This window comes from Methylobacterium sp. D53M, from assembly GCF_053345625.1.
In genome coordinates this window covers 577,023-603,727 of sequence record NZ_JBKFAL010000002.1, presented here as the reverse complement: position 1 = coordinate 603,727, position 26,705 = coordinate 577,023, and the positions used below count along the sequence as shown (strand labels likewise).

The following is a 26,705-nucleotide window of genomic DNA, read 5'->3' as shown; positions in this document are numbered from 1 at the left end:
AACGGCCAACCGGGACGAAGGTGCTAGTACACCGGCATATTCGTCCCGGAGCCTGCCGGGTCTCTCGTGCTGAGTGCCGCAGAGTCGCCGACTCTGACCTCGGCGCGGGCCCGCCCCCGCACGGCCCCGGAACGCCGGGGCCGGAACGCGCGGTGCGGCCCGCCCGTCAGGCGCGGTGGATCACCGGGACCGCGGGCGCGCCCTCCCACTCGGTGTTGGCGGGGATCGACTCGCCCTTCATGACGATGGTGAGCGGGCGCAGCCGGGCGAAATCGCCCACCTTGGTGTCGTAGAGCACGGTCGAGAACGCACCCACCGAGACGCCGCGCCCGACGACGACGCGGCCGATCTTCATGATCCGGTCCTCGTAGAGGTGCGTCTGCAGTGCCGAGACGCGGTTGATCGTGGCGTAGTCGCCGATGGTGACGCAGTCGAATTCGGTGATGTCGGTGGTGAGCATGCAGACGCCCTTGCCGACCTTCACGCCGAACAGCCGGAGCACCCAGGGCAGGAAGGGCGTGCCCTGGAGGTGCTCGAGCAGCACCTTGCCGGCGAGCCCCCAGTAGGCCACCGCGATCGCCTCGGTGCGCATCGCCCACCACGACCACATCGGCTGCATGCCGGGCTTGTAGACGCCCATCAGCAGCCACTTCATCGCGATGACCGCCGAGGACTGGATCAGCGCGATGGCGACGCTCGCACCGACGAAGCTGTAGGCAAGGCCCCACCAGTCCTGCTCTAGGATGGCCGGGTAGAAGTACCAGTCGATCGCCGTGATCGCGAGGGTGATGTAGAGCATCGGCGAGAAAGAGGTCGCGAAGGCCTCGAAGACGCCGCGCCGGATCTTCGGCCACGCGCCGGGCTCGTAGGTCTGGGCGGTCGAGCCGAGATCGACCTTCTGGCGGGCCGGCAGCCGGATCGGCGGCGAGCCGAACCACGTCTCGCCGGGGCTCATCGCGGCGTTCTCGGGCGGCTTCGACTTGATGCCGATGAGAACGTCGTCGGGAATGACGGCGCCGGGCGGCACAACGGCGTCGTTGCCGACGAAGACCCGGGCGCCGGTCCGCACCGGCTCCAGGTGCATCCAGCCGCGCCGGATCTCCTCCTCGCCGTACACCACCTCGTCGGCGATGAAGTTCTTCGCGCCGACCTCGGCGAGGTCGTAGCGGCCCGCGAGGTTGGTCGAGATCTCGGCGCCGTGGCCCATATTGGCGCCCATCAGCCGGTACCAGGCCCGCATGTAGACGGTCGCGAACAGCGACGAGAGCGTCTCCAGGGTGACCTCGACGGCGAGCGCCAGCGACCATTTCCGCAGGTAGAACAGCGAGTGGACCGAGTAGGTGCCGGAGCGGGTCCGCGGCAGCACCACCCAGCGGATGCCGGCGATCAGCAGCACCGTGCCGGCGGTCATCAGCATGGCGGTCGGCCAGGTGAGGATCGGCAGGTACCAGTGGTAGTCGATGTCGGTGATGTCGGAGAGCGAGTCCGAGATCTGGTCGAAGATGAAGAAGGCCGGGAAGATCGGCAGCAGACCCACCGCGGGGATCGCGCCGAGCAGCACCACGTAGGCCGCCATGAACGCCGCGCGGCGCGCGAAGGAAGCCTCGGCGGGTTCGGGCAGCTCCGCGGGGTCGGCCATCCCGACCTTGCGGCCGGGCGAGCCGTCCCACCGCTCGGCCGCGCCCACCCGCGAGCCCGTGGGGATCGTGGTGAGGTCGGCGATCTCCGCCTGCGGCCCGATCACCGCGTCGTGGCTGATCACGCAGGAGGTGCCCACCGCCGCGTCCGCGCCGATCTCGACCCTGCCGATGACCAGCTCGTTGCCGACGATCTCCGCGTTGGCGATGACGAGGCGGCCGCCCAGGGACGCGCCGTCCCCGATGGTCAGGAGGTCGGCCGCGCCGATCTCGATGTCGGAGATGAGCGTGTCGCGCCCGACCTTCGCGCCCATCAGCCGGAGGTAGACGGCGATCGCGGGCGAGCCCTGAAGCCACTTCACGTGGACGAGGGGCGCCAGCCGCTGCGCGAGCCACCAGCGATAATAGTAGGTGCCCCAGAGCGGGTACCGGCCCGGCTTGGTCCGGCCGAGGATCAGCCACTTGCCGGCGACCGCCGCGACCGCGGTCACGCCGTTGATCGCCACGTAGACGAGGAGCAGCACGCCGAGTTCGGCGAAGAAGCTCAGGCCTCCGCCGGTGAGCAGCAGGTAGGTCACGAACATGCCGAGCCACTGCGCGGTGGCCAGCGCGATCACGAAGGGCAGCGCGACGAGCTGCGCGAGGCCGCACAGCGCCCGACGCAGCAGCGGCGGCGGCGCGAAGCTCAGGTCGCGGGTCGCGGCCCCGGCGCCCATGCCGCCCGTCCGGGCGATGAGCGCGTCGGCCATCGCCCGCACGGTGCGCAGGGCGTAGACGTCCGGTAGCGTGATCCCGGCCAGCGGCGGGTTCTCGCGCACCGCCGAGACGAAGCGCGCGGCGAGCAGCGAGTGGCCGCCGAGATCGGCGAAGAAGTCGCCCTCGAGGGCGATCGGCTGGTTGCCGAAGATCTGCTTGGCCGCGGCGACCAGGGCCGCCTCGGTCTCGTTGGCGGGCGTCTCCTGCTCGCCGTCGGCGGCGACCACCGTGAGCGGGGCGACCTTGAGCGCCTTGCGGTCGACCTTGCCGGACGTGAGCCGAGGCAAAGTCTCGGCCACCTCGAAATGGCCGGGCACCATGTAGGGCGGCATCTGCCCGGCGAGGGTCCGGCGCAGGGCGGCGGCGTCGATGGACCGGCCGCGCTCCGGGATCAGGAAGGCGACGAGGCGGTCGACGCCGTCGTCGTTCCGCAGCACGACGGCGGCCTGGTTGACGTCGGGCACCGCCCGGATCCGGGACTCGATCTCGCCGAGTTCCACGCGGAAGCCGCGGATCTTCACCTGGTCGTCGATCCGGCCGTGGAACACGATCCGGCCGGCGGCATCGAGGGAGACCGCGTCGCCCGAGCGGTAGAGCACCGGGTCGGTCCCGTCCGACGCGAACGGGTTGGCGATGAATTTCTCCGCGGTCAGCTCGGGACGGGCGAGGTAGCCCCGCGCCACGCCGGGACCGCCGATCAGCAGCTCGCCCTGCTGGTCTCGGCCGAGCAGGGTCAGATCCTCGCCGGCGACGTAGACGGAGTAGTTCGGGATCGGGCCGCCGATGGTCACCGGCTCGCCGGGCCGCATCTCGGCCGCGGTGGCCACCACGGTGGCCTCCGTCGGGCCGTAGGTGTTGAACAGCTGGCGGCCGCCGGTCGCCCAGCGGGCGATCAGCGGCTCGGGCAGCGCCTCGCCGCCGAGCAGGACGAGGCGCACCCGCGGCAGGTCGCCGGAGATCATCGCCAGGAGCGTCGGGACGGTGTCGAGCACCGTAATCCCCTCGGCCTCCAGGATGCCGGGGAGCGATTCCAGGTCGCCCATCATGGCGGGGCTCGCCACGAACAGGGTCGCGCCCACGAGATACGGCACCCAGATCTCCTCCATGGAGAGATCGAAGGCCACCGAGGCGCCCTGGAAGACCACGTCGTCGGCGCGCATCCCGTAGAGGGCGTTCCCGGACCGCAGGAAGTGGCAGATGTTGGCGTGGCTGATGACGATGCCCTTGGGCACGCCGGTCGAGCCCGAGGTGTAGATCAGGTAGGCGGGGTGCTCGGGCGTCAGCCCGGCCGCGCGCGGATCGGGCAGCGGCGCGCCGGCGGGCGTCCCGGAGTCGAGATCGGCGGGCGTCAGGGCCGGGGCGACGTCGGGCGCCGCCGCGGCGAGCGCCGGGGAGACCAGCAGCGCCTTCGCGCCCGCGTCGGCGAGGCACACGCCCACCCGGTCCGCCGGCGCCTCGGCGTCGAAGGGCAGCCAGGCCGCGCCCGACATCGTGATGCCGATCTGCGCCACGAGGAGGTCCGGGCCACGGGCCATCCAGAGGCCAACGATGTCACCCGGCCCGATGCCGCGATGGGCGAGGCCAGCGGCGATCCGGCCGGCCCGGGCGGCGACCTCCGCGTAGGTCAGGTGCGGGTGGACGCCCCCGGCGCCGACGCCGGCGCCGTCGACCAGGCAGGGATGATCGGGCCGGGTCTCGGCCGCGTGCAGGAAGATCTCGGCCAGGACCTCGTCGCGGATGAGGTCGGGCCGGTGGTCGCCGCGCAGGATCGCCGCCGCGGCTCCGAGAGGCGCGGGCTCCCCGGCCGTCGGTCCGGGCCGGGTCTTCTCGGCGACGTCGCTCATCCGCTGCTCCGCTGGCCGCCCGCTCGGGCCGGCGCCTGTCCTGGCCGCCGCCCTATAGCCTGCCGATCATGCCGTTATCGAGGCGGCTTTGCACTGCGCCGGCGCACGGGATCAAGCCCAGCGCCAGCCACCGGGCTCGAGGATCAGGACCTCGCCCTGGCGGATGCCCAGGCGGGGCGCCGCGTAGACGTCGAGGTGGCCGAGGGCGACCAGCGCTGCCCGCGCGACGCCGCCATGGGCGACGATGACCGTGTCCCGCTCCAGCCCCGCGATCATCGGCCCGACGCGCTCGACGAGGCCAGCATAGCTCTCCGCGCCGAGGCCGGGCGGGCGGTAGTGCCAGCGGTCCCGGTCGCGGCCGGCGGCCCCGGCCGGGTCGCGGCGGCGGATCTCCGCCCAGGTGGAGCCTTCCCAGCTGCCGAAACCGATCTCCCGCAGGCGCGGGTCGACGCGGTACGCCTCGGGCGGCAGGCCGAGGGCGCCCCGCAGGATCTCTATGGTGCGCCGGGTGCGCTTGAGCGGGCTCGCGACGAAATCGGCCTCTGCCAGGGCCGGCCCTGCCGCGGCGGCGAGGCGCTCCGCCACGGCCGCGGCCTGTGCCTCCCCCTGGGCATTGAGGTCGGTGTCGCGCCCGCCCTGGAGGCGCCCCTCGGCGTTCCAGGCGGTCTGGCCGTGCCGGATGAAGTAGATCGTACCCAACCGTCTCAACCCCGTCCTGCACAGGCGTCCGGAACAGCCTGGACTACCGGCCGTTCTCGCCGGCGGTCGGCAATATCCGGAACTAGGTCCTGCCCCATGTCCAAGAAGCACGGCAAGCATCATCGCGGCCACAAACGCGGTGACGGCATGACAGGTGAGGCTGATCTGCATGGCGCCACCGTGGATCACCGCCCGTCGACGGCCCGCTGGGCCGGCAGCGTCGACAGCGTGGCCGAATCCGTCCCGGCGGCGCTCGGCCGGTACGGGCCGGTACCGATCCGCCCGGCGCCCGGCATCGTGGCGGTCGAACCGGGGGCGCCCTTCGATCTCGGCACGGTCGATCCCGACGACGTCGGCGGTCTCGACAAGGACTGGGCCAAGGACGCCCTCGCCCAGGAGCGGGCGCGCATCGTCGCCCTCCAGGAGCGCCTCTACGCGGAGCGCGCCCGGAGCCTCCTGCTGGTGTTCCAGGCGATCGACACGGGCGGCAAGGACGGCACGATCCGGTCGGTGCTCAAGGGGGTGAACCCCCAGGGCTGCGCGGTGGCCTCGTTCAAGGTGCCCTCGAGCGAGGAGCTCGATCACGACTTCCTGTGGCGCTACCACGCACGGGTGCCGGGGCGCGGCATGATCGGTGTGTTCAACCGCAGCCACTACGAGGACGTGCTCGTCGTGCGGGTGAAAGGCCTCGTGCCGGACGCGGTCTGGCAGAGCCGCTACGGCCGGATCAACGATTTCGAGCGCCTGCTCACCGAGTCGGGCACGACGGTCGTGAAGTTCTTCCTGCACATCTCCAAGGCGGAGCAGAAGCGGCGCCTGGAGGCCCGGATCGCCGACCCCGAGAAGCACTGGAAGTTCGACCCGGCCGACCTGGTCGAGCGGAAATCCTGGGACGCCTACCAGCAGGCCTTCGCGGACGCCCTCGGCCGCTGCTCGACGCCCGAGGCGCCCTGGCTGGTGGTGCCGGCCAACCACAAGTGGTTCCGCAACTACGTGATTGCCCGGACCGTGGCGGATACGCTGGAGGCCATGGACCCGCGATTCCCCGAGGCCGCCAAAGGCATCGCGGATCTGACGGTCCCCGACTGACGCGGGAGAATCCGGGATGCTGGTGGTTCGAGAGGTCGCGGTCTCGGGCTACCGCTCGCTGCGGCGGATCGGCTTCCCGGTCGACGCGCTGTCGGTCTTCGTCGGCGGCAACGGCACCGGCAAAACCAACCTCTACCGGGCCCTGGAGCTGCTGCAGGCCGCCGCCCGGGGCACCCTCACCCGCGACCTCGCCGCCGAGGGCGGCATGGACTCCGCCCTCTGGGCCGGCCGCCGGCGGCAGGGCGAGGCGGCGCGGATCCGCCTGTCGGCCACCCTGCGCCACGACACGATCGGGCAGGAATTCGTCTACGCCGTCGAGATCGGGCTGGTGCAGCAGGTCGGCGGGACGACCTTCGGCGCCGCCTTCCGGAAGGAGCCGCAGGTCAAGGCCGAGCGCCTGACGGTCCGCACCCGCGGCCGCGCGGCCGTGATCCTCGATCGCGACGGGCGGAGCGGCTTCGTCCGGGACGCGGAGGGCCGCAAGCGCACCCTCGGCGGCGACCTGCTGCCGACCGAGACCGCCCTCGGCAGCCTCCTCGACGCCACCGGCCATCCCGAGATCGCCGTGGTCCGCCTCGCCCTGGCGGGGTGGCGCTTCCACCACGATTTCCGGACGGATGCCGAGTCGCCCCTGCGCCGGCCATGCCTCGCGGTGACGACGCCGACCCTCGCGTCCGACGGCGCGGACCTCGCCGCCGTCTTCGCCACCCTGGCGCATATCCGGGAGGACACGACCGAGATCGACGAGGCCGTCGACGGCGCCTTCCCGGGCGCGGCACTCGTGCTGCCGGAGCCGGGCCGTCACGCGCGCTTCGGCCTGCGCTTCCCCGACTTCCCGGGCCGGACCTTCGATCCGCCGGAACTGTCGGACGGCACCCTGCGCTACCTCGCCCTGGCCGGCGCGCTGCTCGGCTACCGGCTGCCGCCGTTCATCGCGCTGAACGAGCCCGAAACCAGCCTGCATCCCGATCTCATGGATCCGCTGGCGCGGCTGATCGCGCGGGCCGCGGAGCGCACGCAGGTCTGGCTCGTCACGCACTCGGAGCGGCTGGCGGTCGGCATCGCGGAGCACGGGAAGGTCCGGCCGCGCACCGTCATCAAGCGCGACGGCGAGACCTGGATCGACGGGCTCACGCTCTCGGGGGAGTTCGACGAGGCGGAGGACGCGTGAGCCGCACCGGGCCGCTCACGCCTCAGGTCCGGGCCGCCGCGACGAGCGACCCGTCTCAGTCCTTGTCGAGGGTGAGATCCGGTGCCTCGGGATTCTTCATGCCGACGACGTGGTAGCCGGCATCCACGTGGAGGATCTCGCCGGTCATGCCGGCCGCCATGTCGGAAACGAGGTAGGACGCGGTCTCGCCGACCTCCCCGATCGTCACGGTCCGGCGCAGGGGCGCGTTGTACTCGTTCCACTTCAGGATGTAGCGGAAATCGCCGATCCCGGAGGCCGCGAGGGTCTTGATCGGGCCGGCCGAGATGGCATTGACCCGGATGTTCTTCGGGCCGAGATCGGCCGCGAGGTAGCGCACCGACGCCTCCAGGGCCGCCTTGGCGACGCCCATAACGTTGTAGTGGGGCATCCACTTCTCGGCGCCGTAATAGGTCAGCGTCACCAGCGAGCCGCCCGGGCGCATGATCTTCTCGGCGCGCTGGGCCACGGCGGTGAACGAGTAGCAGGAGACCAGGAGCGACTTGGTGAAATTGTCCTCGGAGGTCTCGATGTAGCGGCCGGTCAGCTCGTCCTTGTCGGAGAAGGCGACGCAGTGGACGACGAAGTCGATGCCGTCGGGGAAGACCTTCGCGGCCTCCGCGAAGACCGCGTCGATCGTGGCCGCCTCGGTGACGTCGCAGTGCCCGATCACGTGGGCGTCGAGTTCCTTGGCCAGGGGCTCGACACGCTTGCGCAGGGCGTCGCCCTGGTAGGTGAAGGCCAGTTCGGCCCCGTGGGCGCGGGCGCTGCGGGCGATGCCCCAGGCGATCGAGCGGTTGTTGGCGACCCCGAGGACGATGCCCCGCTTGCCCGCCAGAAGGCCCTGCCCGTGTTCCGCCATGATCGATCCCGAAGCCGCGCGACCCCTCTCGGGGCCGGGGGGCCTCCTTAGCGGAGGCGGCCCGGCGACGGAAGTCCGGGACGCCGCCGAGCGCCGACAGGACGGCGCCGCTGGCTCACGCGGGGGCCCTCAGGCCGCATTGGCGGCACGCCGGCCGCGGGCGAATTCCGTCAGGGCCGCGTCCTCACCCTCCGGCAGGACGATCGCCGTCGTGGCGAACAGGTCGCCGCGGGTGCCGTCCTTCTTCGGCAGACCCTTGCCGCGCAGGCGGAAGGTGCGGCCGGAACTCGTCATCGCCGGGATCTTCATCTCGACGGCGCCGGTGAGGGTCGGCACGCGGATCGTGCCGCCGAGCACGGCATCCTCCAGCGGAACGTCGACGCTGGTGCGCAGGTCGGCCCCCTCGACGGTGAAGCGCGGGTGCGGCCGGATCCGGATGGTGAGGAGGGCGTCGCCCGGCTCGGCCCGGAGGCCGCCACTCTGGCCGAGGCCGCGAAGCCGGATGGTCTGGCCGTCGACCACGCCGCGGGGAATCACGACGTCGACCTCACGGCCCGTGGGCAGGGCGAGGCGCAGCTTCTCCTCGCTGGCGACCTGCTCCAGCGTCACCAGCAGCTCCGCGGCGACGTCCTCGCCCCTGGCCGCTTGACGCTGGCCGCCCGGACCGGCCCCGCCGGCGCGGAAGGCCTCCCCGAAGATGTGCGAGAAGATGTCCTCACCCATCCCGCCACCGCCGCCGCGCTGCGCGCGCGCCATGTTCTCGAAATCGAAATTGCCCCCGCGCCCGCCGCCGAAGCCGCCGAACCCCTCGAAGCCGGTCGCGCGCGGCTTGCCCTCGGCGTCGATCTCGCCGCGGTCGAACTGCTTGCGCTTCTCGGAATCGCCCAGGATCTCGTAGGCCGAATTCGCCTCGGCGAACCGGTCCTTGGCCTTGGCGTCGTTCTTGTTGCGATCGGGGTGGAAGTCCTTGGCGAGCTTGCGATAGGCCTTCTTGATCTCGGCCTCGCTCGCCCCCTTGGCCACGCCCAGCACGTCGTAGGGATTGCGCATGGATCTCTTGGCTGTGCGGTTGGCTGTGCGATGTGGGTTCGCAACCGGGATGTGGGATGGATGTTGCATCCCTGCAACGGTTCTGGCGGCGAAAGTCTGCGGGTTCGTGGCGAACGTCAAGCGGTCGCCCTCGCCGCAGCTCCGCGCGGGCCCTATCGTCGGACGCGGCGCGCGACGGCGCCTTGGGTGGGACGACCCAGAGGCCGCTCCCGCCCACATCATCCGGGGCCGGAGAGCCGATGCACTACGCCTGCGACCACCTCCACCTGCGCAGCCGCGACGCCGTCGCGGCCGCCTCCTTCTACGTCGAGACCTTCGGGGCCCGGGAGGTGAAGCGCGTCGGCGCGGACCCGGTGCAGCGCGTCGTGCTCGACCTCGGCGGCCTCACCGTCTTCATCGAGCAGGCCCCGGACGAGATCGCGCCGGCGACCGCCACGCCCTGCCTCGGAATCGAGCATTTCGGGCTGCGCGTCGCCGACATCGAGGCCGCGATGGCCGATCTCACCGCCCGGGGCGTGCCCGTGCGGACCGGCATCACGGAGCGCGGCCCCGGCCTGCGGATCGCCTTCGTGGAGGGCCCCGACGGGGCGCTGATCGAGATCCTGGAGCGGAAATCCGCCTGATGGCGCCGCGACCCGCGCGCCGCCGCGCCCTCACCGCGGCGCTGATCCTGCTGCTGGCGGCGTCCGGCGGGGCGGCGGCGCGCCCGTTCACGGACGCGGCCGGCCGCACGGTCGAACTCCCCGAACGGGTCGGGCGAGTGCTCGCCGCGGGACCGCCGGCCGCGGTGCTCCTCTACACGCTGGCGCCCGACCTCATGGCCGGCTGGGTGAGCGCCCCGCATCCCGAGGCGCTGCCCTTCCTCGCGCCCCGGACCCGGGCCCTCCCCGCCTACGGCCGCCTGACCGGGCGCGGCGGCACGGCGAATGTCGAGGCGGTGCTGGCCGCCAAGCCGGACCTGATCGTGGATTCGGGCAGCCTCGGGCCGACCTACGCGTCGCTCGCCGACCGGGTCCAGGCCCAGACCGGGATCCCCTACATCCTGCTCGACGGCAGCTTCGCGAAGACCCCGGAGGCGTATCGGCAGCTCGGCGCGGCCCTGGGCCGTCAGTCCGACGCGGACGCCCTGGCAGCGGAGGCCCAGAGCCTCGCCGACACGGTGGACCGCGCCGTCGCGACGGTCCCGGAGGACAAGCGGCCGCGGGTCTACTACGCGCGCGGACCGCGCGGGCTGGAGACGGGGTTCGCCGGCTCGATCAACACCGAGCTGGTCGAGGCCGCCGGCGGCCGCAACGTCGCGCAGGACGGGGGCGGCCGCCTCGGCAACGTCTCGCCCGAGCAGGTGCTCGCCTGGAACCCCGACGTGATCGTCACCCTCGACCCGGCCTTCGCGGCCGGGCTGCGCGCCGACCCGCTGTGGCGGGACGTCCGGGCCGTGCAGACCGGGCGGGTCTACGTGGCGCCGCTCCAGCCTTTCCCGTGGTTCGACGCCCCGCCGGGGGTCAACCGGCTGATCGGCCTGCGCTGGCTGGCGGCCCGGCTTCATCCGGACCTGTTCCCGCAGCCGATGCCCGAGGTGGTGCGCGCATTCTACGGCCGCTTCTACCATGTCGACCTCAATTTCGGTCAGGCCGACGCCCTCCTCGGCCCGACGCCGCCTGGCGGCCCCCCGGGCCCGGCGCGGTGAGTCGCGTCCCGGCCGCCGCCGAGACGATCCGGGCGCGCAGCCGCCTCCGCCTGCCCGCGGCGCTGCTGGCCGGGCTCGCCCTGCTGACGCTGACCGCCGTGGCGCTGGCGATCGGCAAGTACCCGGTCGCGCCCGCCGACCTCGCCGCGATCCTCGGCCACCGCCTGCTCGGGCTGCCCCTCCGGGTTCCGGCAACGGCGGAGACGGTCGTGATGCAGGTGCGCCTGCCCCGGGTGATCGCCGCGCTGGTCGTCGGCGCGGCCCTGTCGGCCGCGGGGGCGACCTACCAGGGCCTGTTCCGCAACCCGCTGGTCTCGCCCGACATCCTCGGCGTCTCGGCCGGCGCCGGGCTCGGCGCCGTCCTGGGGATCTATCTCGGCCTGCCGGTGGCGCCGATCCAGGCCCTGGCCTTCCTGGGCGGGCTCGGCGCCGTCGCGGCGGTGTACGGCGTCGGCCTCGCCGTGCGGCGGCACGACCAGGTCCTGACGCTGGTCCTCGCCGGGGTCGCGGTGGGCGCGGTGCTCGGGGCGGGCATCTCGCTCCTCAAGGTGCTGGCCGATCCCTACAACCAGCTGCCGGCGATCACCTTCTGGCTCCTCGGCAGCCTTTCCTCGGTCACCCTCGGCGACGTCGCCGCCACCCTGCCGATGCTGCTTCTCGGCCTCGTGCCGCTGGTGCTGCTGCGCTGGCGCATGAACCTGATGAGCCTCGGCGACGCGGAGGCGCGGGCCCTCGGCGTGGAGACGCGGGTGCTGCGCCCCGTCCTGATCGCCGGCGCGACCCTGATCACGGCGGCGGCCGTGGCGATGACCGGGGTCATCGGCTGGATCGGGCTGATCGTGCCGCACGTCGCCCGGCTGCTGGTCGGGCCGGATTACCGCCGCCTGCTGCCCGCCTCGCTCGTTCTCGGGGCGGGCTACCTCGTGCTGGTCGACCTGATCGCCCGCAATCTCGGCACCGTCGAGGTGCCCCTCGGCATCCTGACGGCCCTGGTCGGGGCGCCGTTCTTCCTCTGGCTGCTGGCGTCCGGGCGCCGGGGCTTCAGCTGATGCTGCTCCGGGTCCGGGACCTCGCCTTCGGCTACGGCAGCCGGATCGTCGGCCACGACGTGTCGTTCGACCTCGCCGCCGGCGAGGTGCTGTGCCTCGTCGGGCCGAACGGCGGCGGCAAGACCACGCTGTTCCAGACGCTGCTCGGCCTGCTGCCCGCCCGCGCCGGGCGGGTGATCCTCGACGGCACCGACCTGTCGCGCCTGTCGCGGAAAGCCGTCGCCCGCACCATCGCCGCCGTGCCGCAGGCGCACGCGGCGTACTTCCCGTTCACGGTGCGCGAGGTCGTCGTGATGGGCCGGGCGAGCCGTCTCGGCCCGTTCGCCGCCCCCGGGCCGTCGGACGTCGCGGCCGCCGAGCGGGCGCTGGCCGCGCTCGGGATCGGGCATCTCGCCGATCAGGTCTACACCGAGATCAGCGGCGGCGAGCGCCAGCTCGCGCTGATCGCGCGGGCGCTCAGCGGCGAGCCGCGGCTCCTCGTCATGGACGAGCCGACCGCGAGCCTCGATTTCGGCAACCAGGCCCGCGTCCTCGGGCAGGTCCGCCGCCTCGCCGAGGCCGGCATCGCCGTGCTGTTCTCGACGCACGATCCCGGGCACGCCCTGCTCTGCGCCGACCGCCTCATCGCCCTGCACGCGGGCCGCCTCGTCGCCGACGGACCCGCCGCCGCGACGGTCACGCCGGAGCTGCTGCGCCTGATCTACGGGATCGACGTGGTGGTGGCGCCGGTGCCCGGCCTCGCGGCGCCGGTCTGCGTGCCGGTCGTTGCCTGACGTGGTCGACGGATCGCGGGCCGGTCCCTCACCCGGCGCGCGACAGCGTCTCGACCGGCTCGGTGCGGCGGGGCTCCTCGGCCCGGAAAACCGCGCCGAGCACCGCCTCGCACTGCATCCGCACGCGGGCGTGGCACTCGCAGGCGGCGTTCGAGACCGCCCGGCGGTCGAGGATCGTGATGCGCCCGCGGCCGACCCGGATGAGGCCCTGCTCCTGCAGCACCCGCAGGATCCGCGTGAGGTAGGTCCGCTGGACCCCCAGCATGGAGGCCAGGACCTCGTGCGTGATCGGGAGGGTGTCGCCGCCCGTCCGGTCCTGCAGCGACAGCAGCCAGCGCAGGCAGCGCTGTTCGATCGGGTGCAGGGCGTTGCAGGCCGCGATCTGGAACAGCTGAGCCAGGAAGCAGTCGGCGTAGCGCGCGAACAGGTCGCGGAGCGTCGATGACTCGAGCTCGGCCTGCCGGAGCCGCGCCGCGTCGAGGCGCAAAGCCGCGCCGCCGATCTGCGCCAGCCCGCTGACCGCGGGCGGCAGCCGCCCCTCGCCGATGATCCCGCCGATCGCGCCCTCGTGCCCGACGCTCGCGATCTCGGCCGTCCGGCCGTCCCGCGTGGCGACGATCAGCGCCACGACGGTCTGGTCGCGGGGGAAGATGACGTGGCTCGCCGCGGCGCCCGCCGCCAGCGCTGTATCCCCCTTGGCGAAGGTCACCGGCTCCAGGTGGGGGGCGATCAGGGCGCGATCCGAACCCGGCAGCGCGTCGAGGAGCAGGTTGCCGGTGGAGGCGGCAGAGTCGATCGGCATGGGGGACGGAGAGGTGCGGGAGGAGAGTCTCCCGTCAGGATCCTCTCGGGCTCGCCCGCCGGTGCGCGGGCTCGTCAGCCATACCCCGCGCTCTACGTCCTTGAACTAACCTAGGTTTCGCCGACGCCTTTCATCTACTTGTCCGTGCAGAGCCCCTGCTCGGAGAGCCGCTTGTGCTCGCGCGGGTCGCAGTCGGTCGTCAGGAACGAGGCCCATTCGGACGGGGTGCCGTAGAAGGCGTTGCGGTCGACGTCGCCGCGCACGCCCGGAACCCGGCCCGTGGACGTGAACTGCCACAGCATCCACTTGCGGTTGACGAAGCGCTGCTCCGGCTCGGCCGCGGTGGAGCGCAGCCAGTGCGGGTAATCGGGGAGCTCGCCCTCCAGGACGTCCTTGTGGAACGTGATGTCGGTGTAGATGATCGGGCGCTTGCCGGTGTAGCGCTCCATCTCCTCCAGCATCTCGGTGACCATCGCCAGGGCCTGGGCCTTGGGCAGCTTCTTCGGGCAGGTCTGCGAGTGGCCGTTCCACTCGACGTCGAGGACCGGCGGCAGGGCGGTGGGGTCGTTGGGGACGTTCTTCTTGAACCAGTCCATCTGCTCCCGGGCGGAGCGGCACCAGAACACGAAGTGGTAGGCCCCGCGCGGCACGCCGGCCCGGGCCGCGCCGTCCCAGTTGGTCCGGAAGCGCTCGTCGACGTGGTCGCCGCCCTCGGTGGCCTTGATGAAGGCGAACTGGGTGCCGGCGGCGCGGACCGAGGCCCAGTCGACGTTGCCCTGCCACTTCGAGATATCGATGCCCTGGATCGGGTGAAGCTTGGCCTTGGCCACGCCCGGATGGGGCTTGGCGTCGCCCTTCGTCGGATAGAAGTCGTTGTTCGACGCGCAGGCGGCGAGGCCGGCCAGGATCGCGGCGGCGGCGAAGCGCCCGGCGAGACGCCGGGCCGGCTTGAGGCGACTGATCAGGCCCCGAGCGAGATCTTCGATCGGTGACCGCGAAGGCGTGTAGATCCGCGACATCAGTGTTTAGCCCGCCACCGAAGATGCGCCACAGACAGGCGTATTCGATGGCCCTGGCGCGGTTAACGGAGCTTTGCGATCATTGCGGCGGAATTCCGGGACGCGTTGCATCCCCGCGACATACGGCGTCGATCCCCGGCTGGTTCACAGGGCCGCATACGGCTAAGTCGCGGTCCCGCAACGCGAGTCCGGACGGGGCGCCGTGAGTAAGCAACTCTTTACCATAGGCTACGAAGGCCTCGACTCGGAGCGCCTCGTCGGCGTCCTGCGCTCGGCCGGGGTCGCGGTGCTGGCGGATGTCCGGGCGGTGGCGAACTCGCGCAAGCGCGGCTTCTCGAAGGGCGCGCTCGGCACCTCCCTGCGCGAGGCCGGGCTCGGCTACGCGCATCTGCGCAGCCTCGGCACCCCGAAATCCGGCCGGCAGGCGGCGCGGGCCGGGGACGCGGCGCTGATGCGCCGGATCTACTGCGAGGAAGTGCTGGACACCGCTGCCGGGATCGCGGCGCTCGACGAACTCGCCGCGCTCGCCGAGGCGTCGCCGATCTGCCTGCTCTGCTTCGAGCGCGATCCGGCCGGCTGCCACCGGCGCGTGCTGGCCGAGCGCCTCGCGCCGCGGGGCTTCGTGGTCAGCGATCTCTACGGCTGAAGCGTCTCAGCGCCCGGGCAGCGGTCGCGGCTGCGGCTGCGCGCGCATGCCCAGCGCGCCGGCGAGGCGCCGGACCGGGCCGAGGGCGGCCGTCAGTCCCCGCGGCGCGGCCCCGCGGGGCGCGCGCGGCCGGCGCCGGTCGGCGTCGGGCACCGGCTCGACCGGCAGGTACAGCGTGTCGAAGAAGGACATCTCGAGCAGCACGGCACCGTCGTCGCCGGTGATCACCATCGCGGCCTCCATGAGGCGCGGGTCGCCGCCGTGCTGACGCATCAGCCCCTGCACGATCGTGCGCGCGGTCGACCGGGCGGCCTCGACATCCTCGACCCACTGGGCCGCCGAGGCCGGGAGCGAGGCGTTGCCGAGGCGGATGGTGAAGTGCGCGCGAACCATGGAGCGCTCCTGGGAGGGGACCGGCGGGGCGCCGCCGGCAACGGGTGTCAGGCGGCCTGGGCGTCGTCGACCGCTTCGGCGACGCTCGCGCCGTCGGCCTCGGATCTCTCGGCCGCGGATTTCGGATCGAAGGCGTCCGCGAGCAGGCCGAGGCGCCGCGCCATGTCCCGCACCTCGTTGAGGGCGATCGACTTCTGGCCTTCCTTCACCGCCCGCGTGATGTCGCTGACCTGGGTGGTGGCGATCCGCTTCAGTTCGTCGGCGAGCTGCTGGCTGGTCATCATCGCATCCGGACTCGGCTTGTCGGGCTGAGCCGGGACCGTGGGGCGGCGGGGCTTACCAAGGCGTTTCGCCGGGGATCGACGCCTGTGGACAAGCTTGGGGATCCGCGGCCGGCGCAACCCTGCCGACAGGCCTCCGCGCGGGCTCAATCCTGCAGGTGCCGCGCCGCGATGATCGAGGCGGCCGTGCGGTTCTCCACGCCGAGCTTCGCGTAGATGCTCTCGAGGTGCTTCGTCACGGTCCGGTGGCTGAGCCCGAGGATCTCGCCGATGTCGCGGCTCGACTTGCCCCGGGACAGCCAGAGGAGGACCTCCGCCTCGCGCCCGGTGACCGGCAGGCGCACCCGCAGCCGCTCGACCCCCGCCGACAGCGCGTCGCGCGACAGGCGGAGCAGGATCTCGTCCGGGGTGCGGCCGATGAAGCTCAGGGCGTAGGCGACGCCGTCGCGATCGGTCAGCGCGAGGGGCTGGGCGGCGCCGGCGAGGCAACCGCGCAGCCACTCGCGGGCGCCGGCGGGCAGCGCGGGGGCGCCGGAGGGTACCGCGCCGAGCCCGGCGAGCAGGCGTCCGGCCTGCGGGGTCGACCACAGGATCGTGCCGTCCTCGGCGACCGCGAACAGGGTCCGCCCGGCCGTGTCGAGGGCGGTCCGGGCGCTCTGCGCGGCGCGGGCGCTCGCGAGATGCACGCGGATCCGGGCCAGGATCTCGTCGGGGGCGATGGGCTTCGTGACGTAGTCGATCCCGCCGGCGGAGAGCCCCTTCACGATGTGCTCGGTCTCGCTCAGCCCGGTCATGAAGATCACCGGCACGCCGGCGAGCTGCGGCTTGGCCTTGAGCCGCCGGCAGGTCTCGAACCCGTCGAGGCCCGGCATCACCGCGTCGAGGAGGATCACGTCGGGGGTGATCTCGTCCACCAGGGTCAGGGCGAGGTCGCCGCCGACCGCGACCAGCACGGTGGCGCCGGACCGCTCGATCGCCTCGGTGAGGAAGCTCAGCGTGTCGGGCGAATCGTCGATCACCAGGACGATGTCCCGGTGCGGCTGGACCTTCGGCACCTCAGTCATGGCGGGCGAGTTCCTGCAGGACCGCGAGGTAGCGGCGAAGGTCGTATCCCTCGACGAGCCCGCGCATCCGGGCGACGAAAGCGGGCGGCACCGTCGCGTCCTGCTCCATCTGGGTCAGCTTGGCCTCTATGGCGCGGATATGCCCGATCCGGCCGAGGCGCAGGAGCTCGCCGACATGCTCGGGCCCCGGCCCCGGGACGTCCGCCGCGGCCGCGGCCGCCCCGGACCGCCCCGGCGCGGCGCCCTCGGTCCATTCGAGGTGCAGGAGCTTGCCGATCCACTCCATCACGTCGCGCAGGTCGAAGGGCTTGGCGAAGATCGCGTCGTGCGGGGCGTCGTCACCCCGGGTCGGGCTGATCTCGTGGACGTTGGCGGACATCATGGCGATCGGGCCGGTATGCCCGGCCTGCCGCAGGGCCGCCGCCGCCGCCCAGCCGCTCATCCCGGGCATCGCGATGTCGAGGAGGACGAGGTCGACGCCGCCTTGCGCGACCGTCGCGAGGCACTCGGATCCGGAGCCGGCCTCCCGCACGGAGATGCCCTGCGGCTCCAGGATCGCCCGCATCAGCGCGCGGTGAGCGCTGTCGTCGTCGGCGACCAGAACGGTGCGGCGCGCGCCCGCGTAGGCCCGCTCCGGGGGTGCGGCCGGCGCGGCCGGGGCGATCGGCGCGGGCTGGGCCACGGAGGCCAGCATCAGGCGCAGCCGCGCCTGCGTGCCGCCGCCGGGGGCGGCGGTCACGGTGATCTCGCCGCCCAGGAGCTGCGCCAGCAGGTTGGCGATGGTGAGCCCGAGCCCGGTCCCCGGCGTGCTGCGGGCGGCCGGGGTCGAGCCGCGCTCGAACGGCTCGAAGATCCGCGCGAGGTCCGCCTCCGGGATGCCCGGCCCGGTATCGCGGATCGTGAACACCGCGATCTGGCTCCGGTAGCTGAGGTCCAGCGAGACGGTGCCGGCTTCCGTGAACTTGATGGCGTTCGACAGGAGATTGAGCAGCACCTGTCGCAGGCGCTTCTCGTCGGTGGCGACCACCGCCGGCAGGATCTCGGGCCTTGAGAACCGGAACTCCAGTCCGGCCTCCCGCGCCTGGAGGCGGACCATGTCGACCAGCTGGTCGAGGAAGTCGGTCAGCCTGACCTCGTCGCGGTGGATCTGGAGGCGCCCGGCCTCCATGCGCGAGATGTCGAGGAGGCCGTCGATCAGGCCTGACAGGTGCTGGGCACTGCGCCGGATCACCCGCAGGCCGTTGACGCGGTGGGCCGGGATCGCGGGGTCGGATTCGAGGAGCTGGGCGTAGCCGAGCACGGTGGAGAGCGGCGTGCGCAGCTCGTGGCTGATCCCGACCACGTAGCGGCTCTTGGCCTGGTTGGCGGCCTCAGCCCGCTCCTTGGCCTCCTGCAGCTTGGCGTCGGTGATCTTATGGGCGGCGATCTCGGCCTGGTAGAGCGCGGTCTGGCGCATCGTCTCGGCCTGGGCGACGCGCCGGCTCTCCTGGGCGAGCACGAAGAGCCACGCCACGACGCCGAGGATCACCACCAGGGTGAAGAACACGCTGGTCAGCGCCGTGCGCAGGAACTCGCGATTCTCCGGGTGGGCGATCGTCGCGCCCGCGTGCACGATGCCGAGGATCAGGCCGATCACCGCGCAGAGCGTCAGCATCACCGCGAGGTAGCGGCCCAGTGGCGCGCCGATCCAGGCAGCGGTGCGGCCCGGCAGGATCCGCGCGACGGCGGCCTGCGCCTGCACCTCCAGGCGCCCGTGGGGCTTGCACAGGTCGCCGCAGCGGGCGTCGAGCGAGCAGCAGAGGGAGCAGATCGGGGCGTCGTAGGCCGGACAATGGGCCATGTCCTCGCCCTCGAAGGGCAATTCGCAGACCCGGCAGACCACCTCGGCCGCGCCCCAATCCCGCTTCGGGACCCGCGCCAGGTACCAGCGCCCCGCCGTCGCCCAGGCGATCGCCGGCGCGGCGCAGAACGCGATCGCCAGGGTCAGCAATGGCGCGAAGGGCTGCAGGGTCGCGCCGAGCCAGCCGACATAGGCCGCGCCCCCGGCCGCGAGGGATAGCGCCATGGCGCCGGTCCCCACGGGATTCACCGCGTAGAGATGGGCGCGCTTGAACTCGATGCCCGGGGGCGAGAGTCCGAGCGGCTTGTTGACCGCGAGGTCGGCGGCGAGCGCGCCGACCCAGGCCGAGACCACGGAGGCGTAGAGTGGCAGGGTGCTCTCGATGGTCTTGTCGATGCCGAGCTCCATCAGGAGCACCGCGATGGCGACGTTGAACACGAGCCAGACCACCCGTCCCGGATGGCTGTGGGTCAGGCGCGAGAAGAAGTTCGACCACGCGATCGAGCCGGCATAGGCGTTGGTCAGGTTGATCTTGAGCTGCGACACGAGGACGAACAGCCCGGTGAGCAGCAGCGCCGCCCGGCTCCCCTCCCCCGTCAGGTAGCCGAAGGCCACCGCGTACATGCGGGTCGGCTCGGCGGCGTGCTCGGCGGGGACGCCGCGCCCCAGCGCCAGGACCGCCAGCGCGGCGCCGAGCAGGATCTTCAGCATCCCGGGCAGGATCCAGCCGGCGCCGCCCGAGAGAACGGCGAGCCACCAGCGGCGGTCGCGCGGGCCCCGCGGCTCCGGCACGAAGCGCAGGAAGTCGACTTGCTCGCCGACCTGGGCGAGCAGCGCCAGCAGGACCCCGGTGGCGAGACCGAAGCGCGCGAGGTCGAAGCCGCCCCCGGCGCCGTCGAGGCCCGGGTAGCCGGCGAGCGCCCGCAGCGGCCCCGCGCCCTGCGCCGCCACGAAGATCAGCGGCAGCAGGCTCAACCCGATCCAGATCGGCTGCGTCCAGATCTGGAACCGGCTGATCAGCCGGATCCCGTAGACGACGAGGGGAATCACCGCCCCGGCGCAGAGCAGGTAGCCGACGCCGAGCGGCAGCCCGAAGCAGAGCTGCAGCGCCAGAGCCATGATCGCCGCCTCGATGGCGAAGAACAGGAAGGTGAAGCTCGCGTAGATCAGCGAGGTGACGGTCGAGCCGAGATAGCCGAAGCCGGCGCCTCGGGTGAGCAGGTCCATGTCGACGCCGTAGCGGGCGGCGTAGACCGTGATCGGCGCCGCCGTGGCGAAGATGATCAGGCCGACGACCAGCACGGCCGCCACCGTGTTGGGAAATCCCGCTGTGAGCGCCAGCGTCCCGCCGATCGCCTCCAGCGCGAGGAACGAGATCGAGCCGAGGGCCGTCTGCGCCACCTCGAGGCTCGACCAGCGCCGCGCCTTCTTGGCGGTGAAGCGGAGGGCGTAATCCTCCAGTGTCTCGTCGGCGACGAAGCGGTTGTAGTCCCGGCGGATGGGGATGATGCGCTGCGGACCGCTCATCGGGCCCCGGCCGGGACGATCAGCCCGTCGTGCCCGGGCAGCGTCGCGCACGGGCGGCCGCGCGACGCGCGCGCGCGCGAAAGACCGGGCACCGGAGCGGTGCTCCCACTATTCGCGCTCTCAGCCACCCCGACCTCAAAGTATTCCGCCGCGATGGTGCGGCGCATGCAAGACCACGGCCATACGCAAAATCGCGTATAGGCCGCACTGCAACCCAGGACCTAGCCTGCGCTCGTCGATCCGGGCCGCCTCTCAAGGCCCGGACGCGAACAGGGTCAGGCACATGGCAGACGACACCGAGACCGGCGCCGATCACGGCTTGCGCTCCCCGCTGCGGCGCAGGCTGCTCATGGGATTGGCCGGCGCCCCGGCGCTGGCGCTGTTGCCGCGCACCGCCTGGGCGGCGCCGCCGACCGCGGCGGTCAACACCACGGGCCTCGCGGTGACCGACAGCGAGGTGACGGTCGGCATCCTGCACTCGGTCACAGGCACCATGGCGATCTCGGAGACGGGCGCGCAGGAAGCGGAGAAGCTGGCGATCCAGCAGATCAACGACGCCGGCGGCGTGCTCGGCCGCAAGATCAAGATCATCCAGGAGGACGGCGCCTCCGACTGGCCGACCTTCGCCGAGAAGGCCAAGAAGCTCCTCGTCAACGACCACTGCGCCGCCGTGATGGGCTGCTGGACCTCGGCCTCGCGCAAGGCGGTGCTGCCGGTCTTCGAGCAGTACAACGGCCTGCTGTACTATCCGACCTTCTACGAGGGCCTGGAGCAGTCGAAGAACGTCTTCTACACCGGCCAGGAGGCCACGCAGCAGATCCTCGCCGGCCTCGACTGGGTCCACAAGGAGAAGGGCGGCGACAGCTTCTACTTCATCGGCTCCGACTACATCTGGCCGCGCACCTCCAACAAGATCGCCCGCAAGCACGTGGAGAACGTGCTCAAGGGCAAGGTCGTCGGCGAGGAGTACTTCCCCCTCGGCCACACGCAGTTCAACTCGGTCATCAACAAGATCAAGCTCACCAAGCCCAAGGTGATCTTCGCCGACGTGGTCGGCGGCTCGAACGTGGCGTTCTACAAGCAGCTCAAGGCGGCGGGCATCGACCTGTCGAAGCAGGTGCTGATGACGATCTCGGTCACCGAGGACGAGATCGACGGCATCGGCGGCGAGAACATCGCCGGGGCCTACGCCTGCATGAAGTACTTCGAGTCGATCCAGAACGAGAACAACAAGGCGTTCGTGGCCGCGTTCAAGAAGATGTGGGGCGAGAAGACGGTCATCGGCGACGTGACGCAGGCGGCCTATCTCGGCCCGTTCCTGTGGAAGATGGCCTGCGAGAAGGCCGGCTCGTTCGACGTCGACAAGGTGGTGGCGGCCTCGCCCGGGATCGAGTTCAAGGGCGCGCCGGAAGGCTACGTGAAGATCGACGAGAACCACCATCTCTGGTCGAAGACCCGGGTCGGCCGGGCCAAGCCCGACGGCCAGTTCGAGATCGTCTACACCAGCCCCGAGCTGATCAAGCCCGATCCCTTCCCGAAGGGCTACCAGTAGTCACATTGTTCGGAGGGGCGAATTCGCCCCTCCCCAGCGTCATCGCGAGCGCAGCGAAGCGACCCAGGGCAGCGGGACTTCCCGGCACGAAGCGCGTCCCTGGATTGCTTCGCTCCGCTCGCAAAGACGGCCCGGTTCGCCCGGAGGCCGTGACGAGTCGGCAGAAGACGCACTCCTTTTGCGGAAGACCAAGTCATGCTCGGCGACTACTCCCTCGGCGACCTCGGCGCGATCTTCGCCATGCAGGGCTTCGCCGGCCTGATCCTGTTCTCCGTCTACCTGCTGATGGCGCTGGGACTCGCGATCATCTTCGGCCAGATGGGCGTGATCAACATGGCCCACGGGGAGTTCATGATCCTCGGCGCCTACGTCACCTATCTCTGCTCGACCTTCTTCCAGACCTACCTGCCGGCGCTCTTCCCGATCTACTTCTTCATCGCGATGGGCTTGGCGTTCCTCGCCTCCGGGGCTCTGGGCATGCTGGTGGAATGGGGCCTGATCCGGTTCCTCTACAAGCGCCCGCTCGACACGCTGCTCGCCACCTGGGGCCTTTCGCTGATCCTCCAGCAGGCCTACCGGTCGATCTTCGGCGCCCGCGAGGTCGGCGTCGAATTGCCGTCCTGGCTGATCGGCTCGGTGCAGGTCACCGACACGATCGAGATCCCGATCAACGGCCTGTTCGTCATGGCCGTCACCATCCTGATCACCGTCAGCGTCGCGCTGCTGATCTTCCGGTCGCGCTTCGGCCAGCAGGTCCGCGCCGTGATGTCGAACCGCGCCATGGCGGGGGCGGTCGGCATCGATACCGAGAAGGTCGATCGCTACACGTTCGGCCTCGGCTGCGGCATCGCGGGCATCGCCGGCTCGGCCTTCACGATGATCGGCTCGACCGGGCCGACCTCGGGCCAGCTCTACATCGTCGACACCTTCCTGATCGTCGTGTTCGGCGGGGCCGCGAGCCTGCTCGGCACCATCGCGTCGGCCTTCTCGATCTCCCAGACGCAGTCGACCCTGGAGTTCTTCCTCTCCGGCTCGATGGCCAAGGTCATCACCCTGCTCGCGGTGGTCGGCATCCTGATGTTGAGGCCGCAGGGCCTCTTCACCCTCAAGGTCCGGCGCTGAGGATGTTTTCCCGATGACGAACCCGGTCCAGACTCTCACCAAATCCGTCACCGTCAACGACAACCCGTTCATGAAGCCGGTGGAGTGGCTGAGCCTGCTCCTCCTGGCCGGGGTGATCCTGGTCGTCCTGCCGCTGGTGCTCGACAGCTTCCGCCTCAACCTCGTCGGCAAGTACCTCACCTACGCCTTCGTCGCCCTCGGGCTGGTGATCTGCTGGGGCTACGCGGGTATCCTCTCCCTCGGCCAGGGCGTCTTTTTCGGATTGGGCGGCTACTGCATGGCGATGTACTTGAAGCTGGAAGCTTCGAGCATCGAGAATACGAAAATCCAGTCGACTCCCGGCATCCCGGACTTCATGGACTGGAACCAGATCACCGCCCTCCCCTGGTTCTGGCAGCCGTTCAAGAGCCTGCCGCTGACGCTGATCCTGGCGGTCGCCGTCCCGGTCCTGTTCGCGATGCTGATCTCCTTCGCGATGTTCAAGCGCCGGGTCGGCGGCACCTACTTCGCCATCATCACCCAGGCGATCGCCGCGATCCTGACCATCCTGATCGTCGGCCAGCAGGGCTATACCGGCGGCATCAACGGCATCACGGACCTGCGCACCCTCCACGGCTGGGACATCCGCACCGACTCGGCGAAGTTCATCCTGTACTTCGTCAACGGCGGCCTGCTGATCGCCTGCATCCTGGCGGCGCAGTACGTGAAGAAGTCGAAGCTCGGCCGCATCCTCGTCGCCATGCGCGACAAGGAGGACCGGGTCCGGTTCTCCGGTTACTCGGTGGCGGGGTTCAAGGTCTTCGCCTTCTGCTTCGCCGCCGGACTGGCGGCGATCGGCGGCGCGATGTTCACCCTGCAGGTCGGGTTCATGTCGCCCTCCTTCGTGGGCATCGTCCCCTCGATCGAGATGGTGATCTACGCCGCGGTCGGCGGGCGCCTGTCGCTGTTCGGCGCCGTCTGGGGCACGCTGCTCGTGAACTGGGCCAAGACCAGCTTCTCCGAGAGTTTTCCGGATCTCTGGCTGTTCGGCCTCGGCGCCCTGTTCATCGCGGTGGTGCTGGCCTTCCCGAACGGCCTCGCCGGCATCTGGCGCGAGCATATCGAGCCTCGCCTCACCCGCCGGGTGAAGGGGCTGCGCGCCCCGCCGCCCGCCATCGTCCCGCCCCACGGCACTCCGGCCGAGTGAGCAAGCCATGAACGCCGCGATCCTCTCCTCCCCCGTGGTCGGCGCCGAGGCGGCCCCGCCCGACTACCTCCTCGCCGTCGAGGCGCTCACGGTCTCGTTCGACGGGTTCAAGGCGGTAAACGACGTGTCGTTCTACGTCGACCCGGACGAGATCCGGGTGATCATCGGCCCGAACGGCGCCGGCAAGACCACGGTCCTCGACCTGATCTGCGGGCGCACCCGGGCCAGCGCCGGCTCGATCAAGTACAAGGGCCAGGAGCTCACCCGGCTCTCCGAGAGCGCCATCGTGCAGGCCGGCGTCGGCCGCAAGTTCCAGACGCCGTCGATCTACGACGACCTGACGGTGTTCGAGAACCTGGAGATCTCGTTCCCCCGCGGCCGCTCGGTCTTCGGTGCGCTGACGTTCAAGCGCGATGCGGAGGTCCGCGACCGCATCCACGCCATCGCCGAGACGATCTTCCTGAAGGATCAGCTCAGGGAGCGGGCCGAGTTCCTGAGCCACGGCCAGAAGCAGTGGCTGGAGATCGGCATGCTGCTGATCCAGGACCCGGAGTTGCTGATGCTCGACGAGCCGGTCGCCGGGATGAGCGTCGGCGAGCGGATCAAGACCGCCGAGCTGCTCAACCAGATCATCAAGGGCCGCTCGGTGCTGGTGATCGAGCACGACATGAAGTTCGTCGAGGACATCGCTCACCGGGTGACCGTCCTGCACCAGGGCAAGGTGCTCTCCGAAGGTTCGATGGAGCGGGTCAAGAACGACCCGAAGGTCATCGAAGTGTACCTGGGACATTGACGATGGCGTCGCTCCAGACTGCGCACATCCCCGGCGTCCAGGCGCCCCCGCTCGCCGCGGCCCCGTCCGCGACGCCAGCCCTCGCCGTCGAGGACCTGCACGCCGCCTACGGCCAGAGCGAGGTCCTGCACGGGCTGACCTTCTCGGTGGCGCCCGGCGAGATCGTCGCCGTGATGGGCCGCAACGGCATGGGCAAGACCACGCTGATGAAGACCCTGATGGGCCTCGTGCCGGTCAGGGCCGGCTCGATCCAGGTCGAGGGCGCGGACGTCGCCGGGCTGAAGAGCCACGCCCGGGTCGCCAGGGGCCTCGCCTACGTGCCGCAGGGCCGGATGATCTTCTCGACCATGACGGTGCAGGAGAACATCGAGACCGGCCTGACGGTCACGGGCGCCCGCAAGGTGCCGCAGGACCTCTACGACATGTTCCCGGTGCTCCTGGAGATGAAGGGACGGCGCGGCGGCAACCTGTCGGGCGGGCAGCAGCAGCAGCTCGCCATCGCCCGGGCCCTGGCGAGCCGCCCGAAGGTCCTGCTCCTCGACGAGCCGACCGAGGGCATACAGCCCTCGATCATCCGCGAGATGGGCCGGACGCTGAAGGCGATCCGCGACGCGCGCGGCCTCTCCATCGTCGTGTCCGAGCAGGTCCTGAGCTTCGCCCTCGACGTCGCCGACCGGGTGATCGTGCTGGAGAACGGCGCCATCGTCCACGAGGCCCCGCGCGACGGGATCGACGAGGCCGCCGTCGCCCGGTTCCTGTCGGTTTAGGGGCGCAGCATGGCCGATCACGAGATCTTCGAGCTCGGCGACTTCGTGCTCCAGTGCGGCAAGACGCTGCGCGCGGCCAAGCTCGCCTTCAAGACCTTCGGGACGCTGAGCCCAGCCAAGGACAACGCCATCGTCTACCCGACTTGGTACTCGGGCCAGCACACCGAGAACGAATGGCTGATCGGCCCCGGCATGGCGCTCGACCCGGACAAGTACTTCATCATCATCCCGAACATGTTCGGTAACGGGCTGTCATCCTCGCCGAGCAACACGCCCGCGCCCTGGAACGGGCCGCGCTTTCCTAACGTCACCGCCCACGACAACGTCCGTGCCCAGCACCGCCTCGTCACCGAGCATTTCGGCATCGAGAAACTCGTGCTCGTCACCGGGTGGTCGATGGGCGCGCTCCAGACCTACCACTGGGCGTCGATGTACCCCGACATGGTGCCGAGAATCCTGCCGTTTCAGGGCTCGGCGAAGTGCTCCCGGCATAATTACGTCTTCCTGGAGGGCGCCAAGGCGGCGCTCCAGGCCGACGCCGCCTGGGCGGAGGGCTGGTACACGAGCCCGCCGACCCGGGGCCTGCGCGCCTTCGGCCGGGTCTACGCGGGCTGGGGCCTGTCGCAGACCTTCTACCGCCTTGAGGCCGACATCACCCACATGGGCTACGCCTCGCTGGAGGACTTCCTGATCGGGTTCTGGGAAGGCCTGTTCTACGAGCGCGACGCCAACAACCTGCTCGCCATGCTGTGGACGTGGCAGCACGGCGACATCAGCGCCAACGACACCTTCAAGGGCGACTTCAAGGCCGCGCTCGGCGCCATCCGCGCCAAGGCGATCCTGATGCCCGCCTCGACCGATCTCTATTTCCCGCCCGAGGACAACGCCATCGAGGCGACCGCCATGCCGAACGCGGAGCTGCGCGTGATCGACACGTGGTGGGGCCACTTCGCAGGCGGGCCCGGCACCAGCCCGGAAGACATCAAGGTCCTCGACGACGCACTGAAAGAGCTGCTCGCGAGCGGGTGAGAGACGCGCAGCGGCGCGCGGACGGGGCCTGTGCCCCGGTTAAGTCAGG

General features: G+C 71.1%; 23 protein-coding genes. 13 read left to right on the top strand and 10 right to left on the bottom strand.

Annotated elements, in window-relative coordinates; translation table 11 throughout:
• Positions 1–166: 166 nt before the first annotated feature.
• Both ACLBYG_RS07165 and ACLBYG_RS07160 read right to left on the bottom strand, forming a co-directional pair.
• A complete protein-coding gene (locus ACLBYG_RS07165) occupies positions 167–4,237 on the bottom strand; it encodes a Pls/PosA family non-ribosomal peptide synthetase (protein ID WP_447681011.1) in 4,071 nt (1,356 codons plus the stop codon).
• 111 nt (positions 4,238–4,348) lie between these two features.
• A complete protein-coding gene (locus tag ACLBYG_RS07160; RefSeq protein ID WP_447681010.1) occupies positions 4,349–4,936 on the bottom strand; it encodes a histidine phosphatase family protein in 588 nt (195 codons plus the stop codon).
• A 96-nt stretch (positions 4,937–5,032) separates the two neighbouring features.
• Here ACLBYG_RS07160 and ACLBYG_RS07155 point away from each other — a divergent pair, with 96 nt between their 5' ends.
• Together ACLBYG_RS07155 and ACLBYG_RS07150 are read left to right on the top strand one after the other, a co-directional pair.
• Positions 5,033–6,025 carry a polyphosphate kinase 2 family protein gene (locus ACLBYG_RS07155; RefSeq protein WP_447681009.1) on the top strand — a complete coding sequence of 331 codons (993 nt, stop codon included), beginning with the start codon at positions 5,033–5,035 and terminating at the stop codon, positions 6,023–6,025.
• A 16-nt stretch (positions 6,026–6,041) separates the two neighbouring features.
• Complete coding sequence (locus ACLBYG_RS07150; RefSeq protein ID WP_447681008.1) at positions 6,042–7,196, top strand: AAA family ATPase; 1,155 nt, start codon at positions 6,042–6,044, stop codon at positions 7,194–7,196.
• A gap of 55 nt (positions 7,197–7,251) precedes the next feature.
• Here ACLBYG_RS07150 and fabI read toward each other — a convergent pair whose 3' ends face one another.
• Both fabI and ACLBYG_RS07140 read right to left on the bottom strand, forming a co-directional pair.
• Positions 7,252–8,076: an enoyl-ACP reductase FabI gene (fabI, locus tag ACLBYG_RS07145; RefSeq protein WP_043381765.1), complete on the bottom strand. Its 825-nt coding sequence runs from the start codon at positions 8,074–8,076 to the stop codon at positions 7,252–7,254.
• Between the two features lie 129 nt (positions 8,077–8,205).
• A complete protein-coding gene (locus ACLBYG_RS07140; protein ID WP_056531888.1) occupies positions 8,206–9,126 on the bottom strand; it encodes a DnaJ C-terminal domain-containing protein in 921 nt (306 codons plus the stop codon).
• A 239-nt stretch (positions 9,127–9,365) separates the two neighbouring features.
• Between ACLBYG_RS07140 and ACLBYG_RS07135 the strand changes: the two genes are divergently transcribed.
• From ACLBYG_RS07135 to ACLBYG_RS07120, 4 genes are read left to right on the top strand one after another with little or no spacing between them, the layout of a single operon-like run.
• Complete coding sequence (locus tag ACLBYG_RS07135; protein ID WP_447681007.1) at positions 9,366–9,749, top strand: VOC family protein; 384 nt, start codon at positions 9,366–9,368, stop codon at positions 9,747–9,749.
• Positions 9,749–10,813, top strand: coding sequence for an iron ABC transporter substrate-binding protein (locus ACLBYG_RS07130; protein WP_447681006.1), 1,065 nt, complete (start codon positions 9,749–9,751; stop codon positions 10,811–10,813). Before ACLBYG_RS07135 ends, ACLBYG_RS07130 begins: the two co-directional genes overlap by 1 nt.
• Entirely contained in the window at positions 10,810–11,862 is a 1,053-nt protein-coding gene (locus ACLBYG_RS07125; protein WP_447681005.1) for a FecCD family ABC transporter permease, read from the top strand. Before ACLBYG_RS07130 ends, ACLBYG_RS07125 begins: the two co-directional genes overlap by 4 nt.
• On the top strand, positions 11,862–12,635 hold the full coding sequence (locus ACLBYG_RS07120; RefSeq protein WP_132366062.1) for an ABC transporter ATP-binding protein: 774 nt from the start codon (positions 11,862–11,864) through the stop codon (positions 12,633–12,635). Before ACLBYG_RS07125 ends, ACLBYG_RS07120 begins: the two co-directional genes overlap by 1 nt.
• A gap of 28 nt (positions 12,636–12,663) precedes the next feature.
• On the opposite strand, the gene ACLBYG_RS07115 is transcribed toward ACLBYG_RS07120, so the two are convergent.
• Positions 12,664–13,437 carry a Crp/Fnr family transcriptional regulator gene (locus ACLBYG_RS07115; RefSeq protein ID WP_020092957.1) on the bottom strand — a complete coding sequence of 258 codons (774 nt, stop codon included), beginning with the start codon at positions 13,435–13,437 and terminating at the stop codon, positions 12,664–12,666.
• A gap of 134 nt (positions 13,438–13,571) precedes the next feature.
• Positions 13,572–14,456, bottom strand: a complete 885-nt coding sequence (locus ACLBYG_RS07110) for a glycoside hydrolase family 25 protein (RefSeq protein ID WP_020092958.1) — start codon at positions 14,454–14,456, stop codon at positions 13,572–13,574.
• A 202-nt stretch (positions 14,457–14,658) separates the two neighbouring features.
• Between ACLBYG_RS07110 and ACLBYG_RS07105 the strand changes: the two genes are divergently transcribed.
• Positions 14,659–15,102 carry a DUF488 domain-containing protein gene (locus tag ACLBYG_RS07105; protein ID WP_020092959.1) on the top strand — a complete coding sequence of 148 codons (444 nt, stop codon included), beginning with the start codon at positions 14,659–14,661 and terminating at the stop codon, positions 15,100–15,102.
• 6 nt (positions 15,103–15,108) lie between these two features.
• On the opposite strand, the gene ACLBYG_RS07100 is transcribed toward ACLBYG_RS07105, so the two are convergent.
• From ACLBYG_RS07100 to ACLBYG_RS07085, 4 genes are all read right to left on the bottom strand, one after another.
• Entirely contained in the window at positions 15,109–15,495 is a 387-nt protein-coding gene (locus tag ACLBYG_RS07100; protein ID WP_091678986.1) for a DUF6894 family protein, read from the bottom strand.
• Between the two features lie 47 nt (positions 15,496–15,542).
• A complete protein-coding gene (locus ACLBYG_RS07095; protein WP_020092961.1) occupies positions 15,543–15,779 on the bottom strand; it encodes a hypothetical protein in 237 nt (78 codons plus the stop codon).
• 143 nt (positions 15,780–15,922) lie between these two features.
• Positions 15,923–16,840 (bottom strand): response regulator transcription factor, encoded by a 918-nt coding sequence (locus tag ACLBYG_RS07090; protein WP_447681004.1) that lies wholly within the window; start codon positions 16,838–16,840, stop codon positions 15,923–15,925.
• Entirely contained in the window at positions 16,833–20,207 is a 3,375-nt protein-coding gene (locus tag ACLBYG_RS07085) for a hybrid sensor histidine kinase/response regulator (protein ID WP_447681003.1), read from the bottom strand. The genes ACLBYG_RS07090 and ACLBYG_RS07085 overlap by 8 nt, the downstream gene beginning before the upstream one ends.
• Positions 20,208–20,490: 283 nt before the next feature.
• Here ACLBYG_RS07085 and urtA point away from each other — a divergent pair, with 283 nt between their 5' ends.
• The 6 genes from urtA to ACLBYG_RS07055 all read left to right on the top strand — a co-directional run bounded on the left by urtA (position 20,491) and on the right by ACLBYG_RS07055 (position 26,656).
• On the top strand, positions 20,491–21,759 hold the full coding sequence (urtA, locus tag ACLBYG_RS07080) for an urea ABC transporter substrate-binding protein (protein ID WP_042669481.1): 1,269 nt from the start codon (positions 20,491–20,493) through the stop codon (positions 21,757–21,759).
• Between the two features lie 195 nt (positions 21,760–21,954).
• Complete coding sequence (gene urtB / locus ACLBYG_RS07075) at positions 21,955–22,881, top strand: urea ABC transporter permease subunit UrtB (RefSeq protein ID WP_012322399.1); 927 nt, start codon at positions 21,955–21,957, stop codon at positions 22,879–22,881.
• Positions 22,882–22,894: 13 nt separating this feature from the next.
• The gene (gene urtC / locus ACLBYG_RS07070; protein ID WP_020090546.1) at positions 22,895–24,067 is read left to right on the top strand and encodes an urea ABC transporter permease subunit UrtC; all 1,173 of its coding nucleotides are present in this window, start codon (positions 22,895–22,897) and stop codon (positions 24,065–24,067) included.
• Between the two features lie 7 nt (positions 24,068–24,074).
• The gene (gene urtD / locus ACLBYG_RS07065) at positions 24,075–24,860 is read left to right on the top strand and encodes an urea ABC transporter ATP-binding protein UrtD (protein WP_447681002.1); all 786 of its coding nucleotides are present in this window, start codon (positions 24,075–24,077) and stop codon (positions 24,858–24,860) included.
• Between the two features lie 2 nt (positions 24,861–24,862).
• Entirely contained in the window at positions 24,863–25,627 is a 765-nt protein-coding gene (gene urtE / locus ACLBYG_RS07060; RefSeq protein ID WP_447681001.1) for an urea ABC transporter ATP-binding subunit UrtE, read from the top strand.
• 9 nt (positions 25,628–25,636) lie between these two features.
• Positions 25,637–26,656 carry an alpha/beta fold hydrolase gene (locus ACLBYG_RS07055; RefSeq protein WP_447681000.1) on the top strand — a complete coding sequence of 340 codons (1,020 nt, stop codon included), beginning with the start codon at positions 25,637–25,639 and terminating at the stop codon, positions 26,654–26,656.
• The last annotated feature ends 49 nt before the right edge of the window (positions 26,657–26,705 follow it).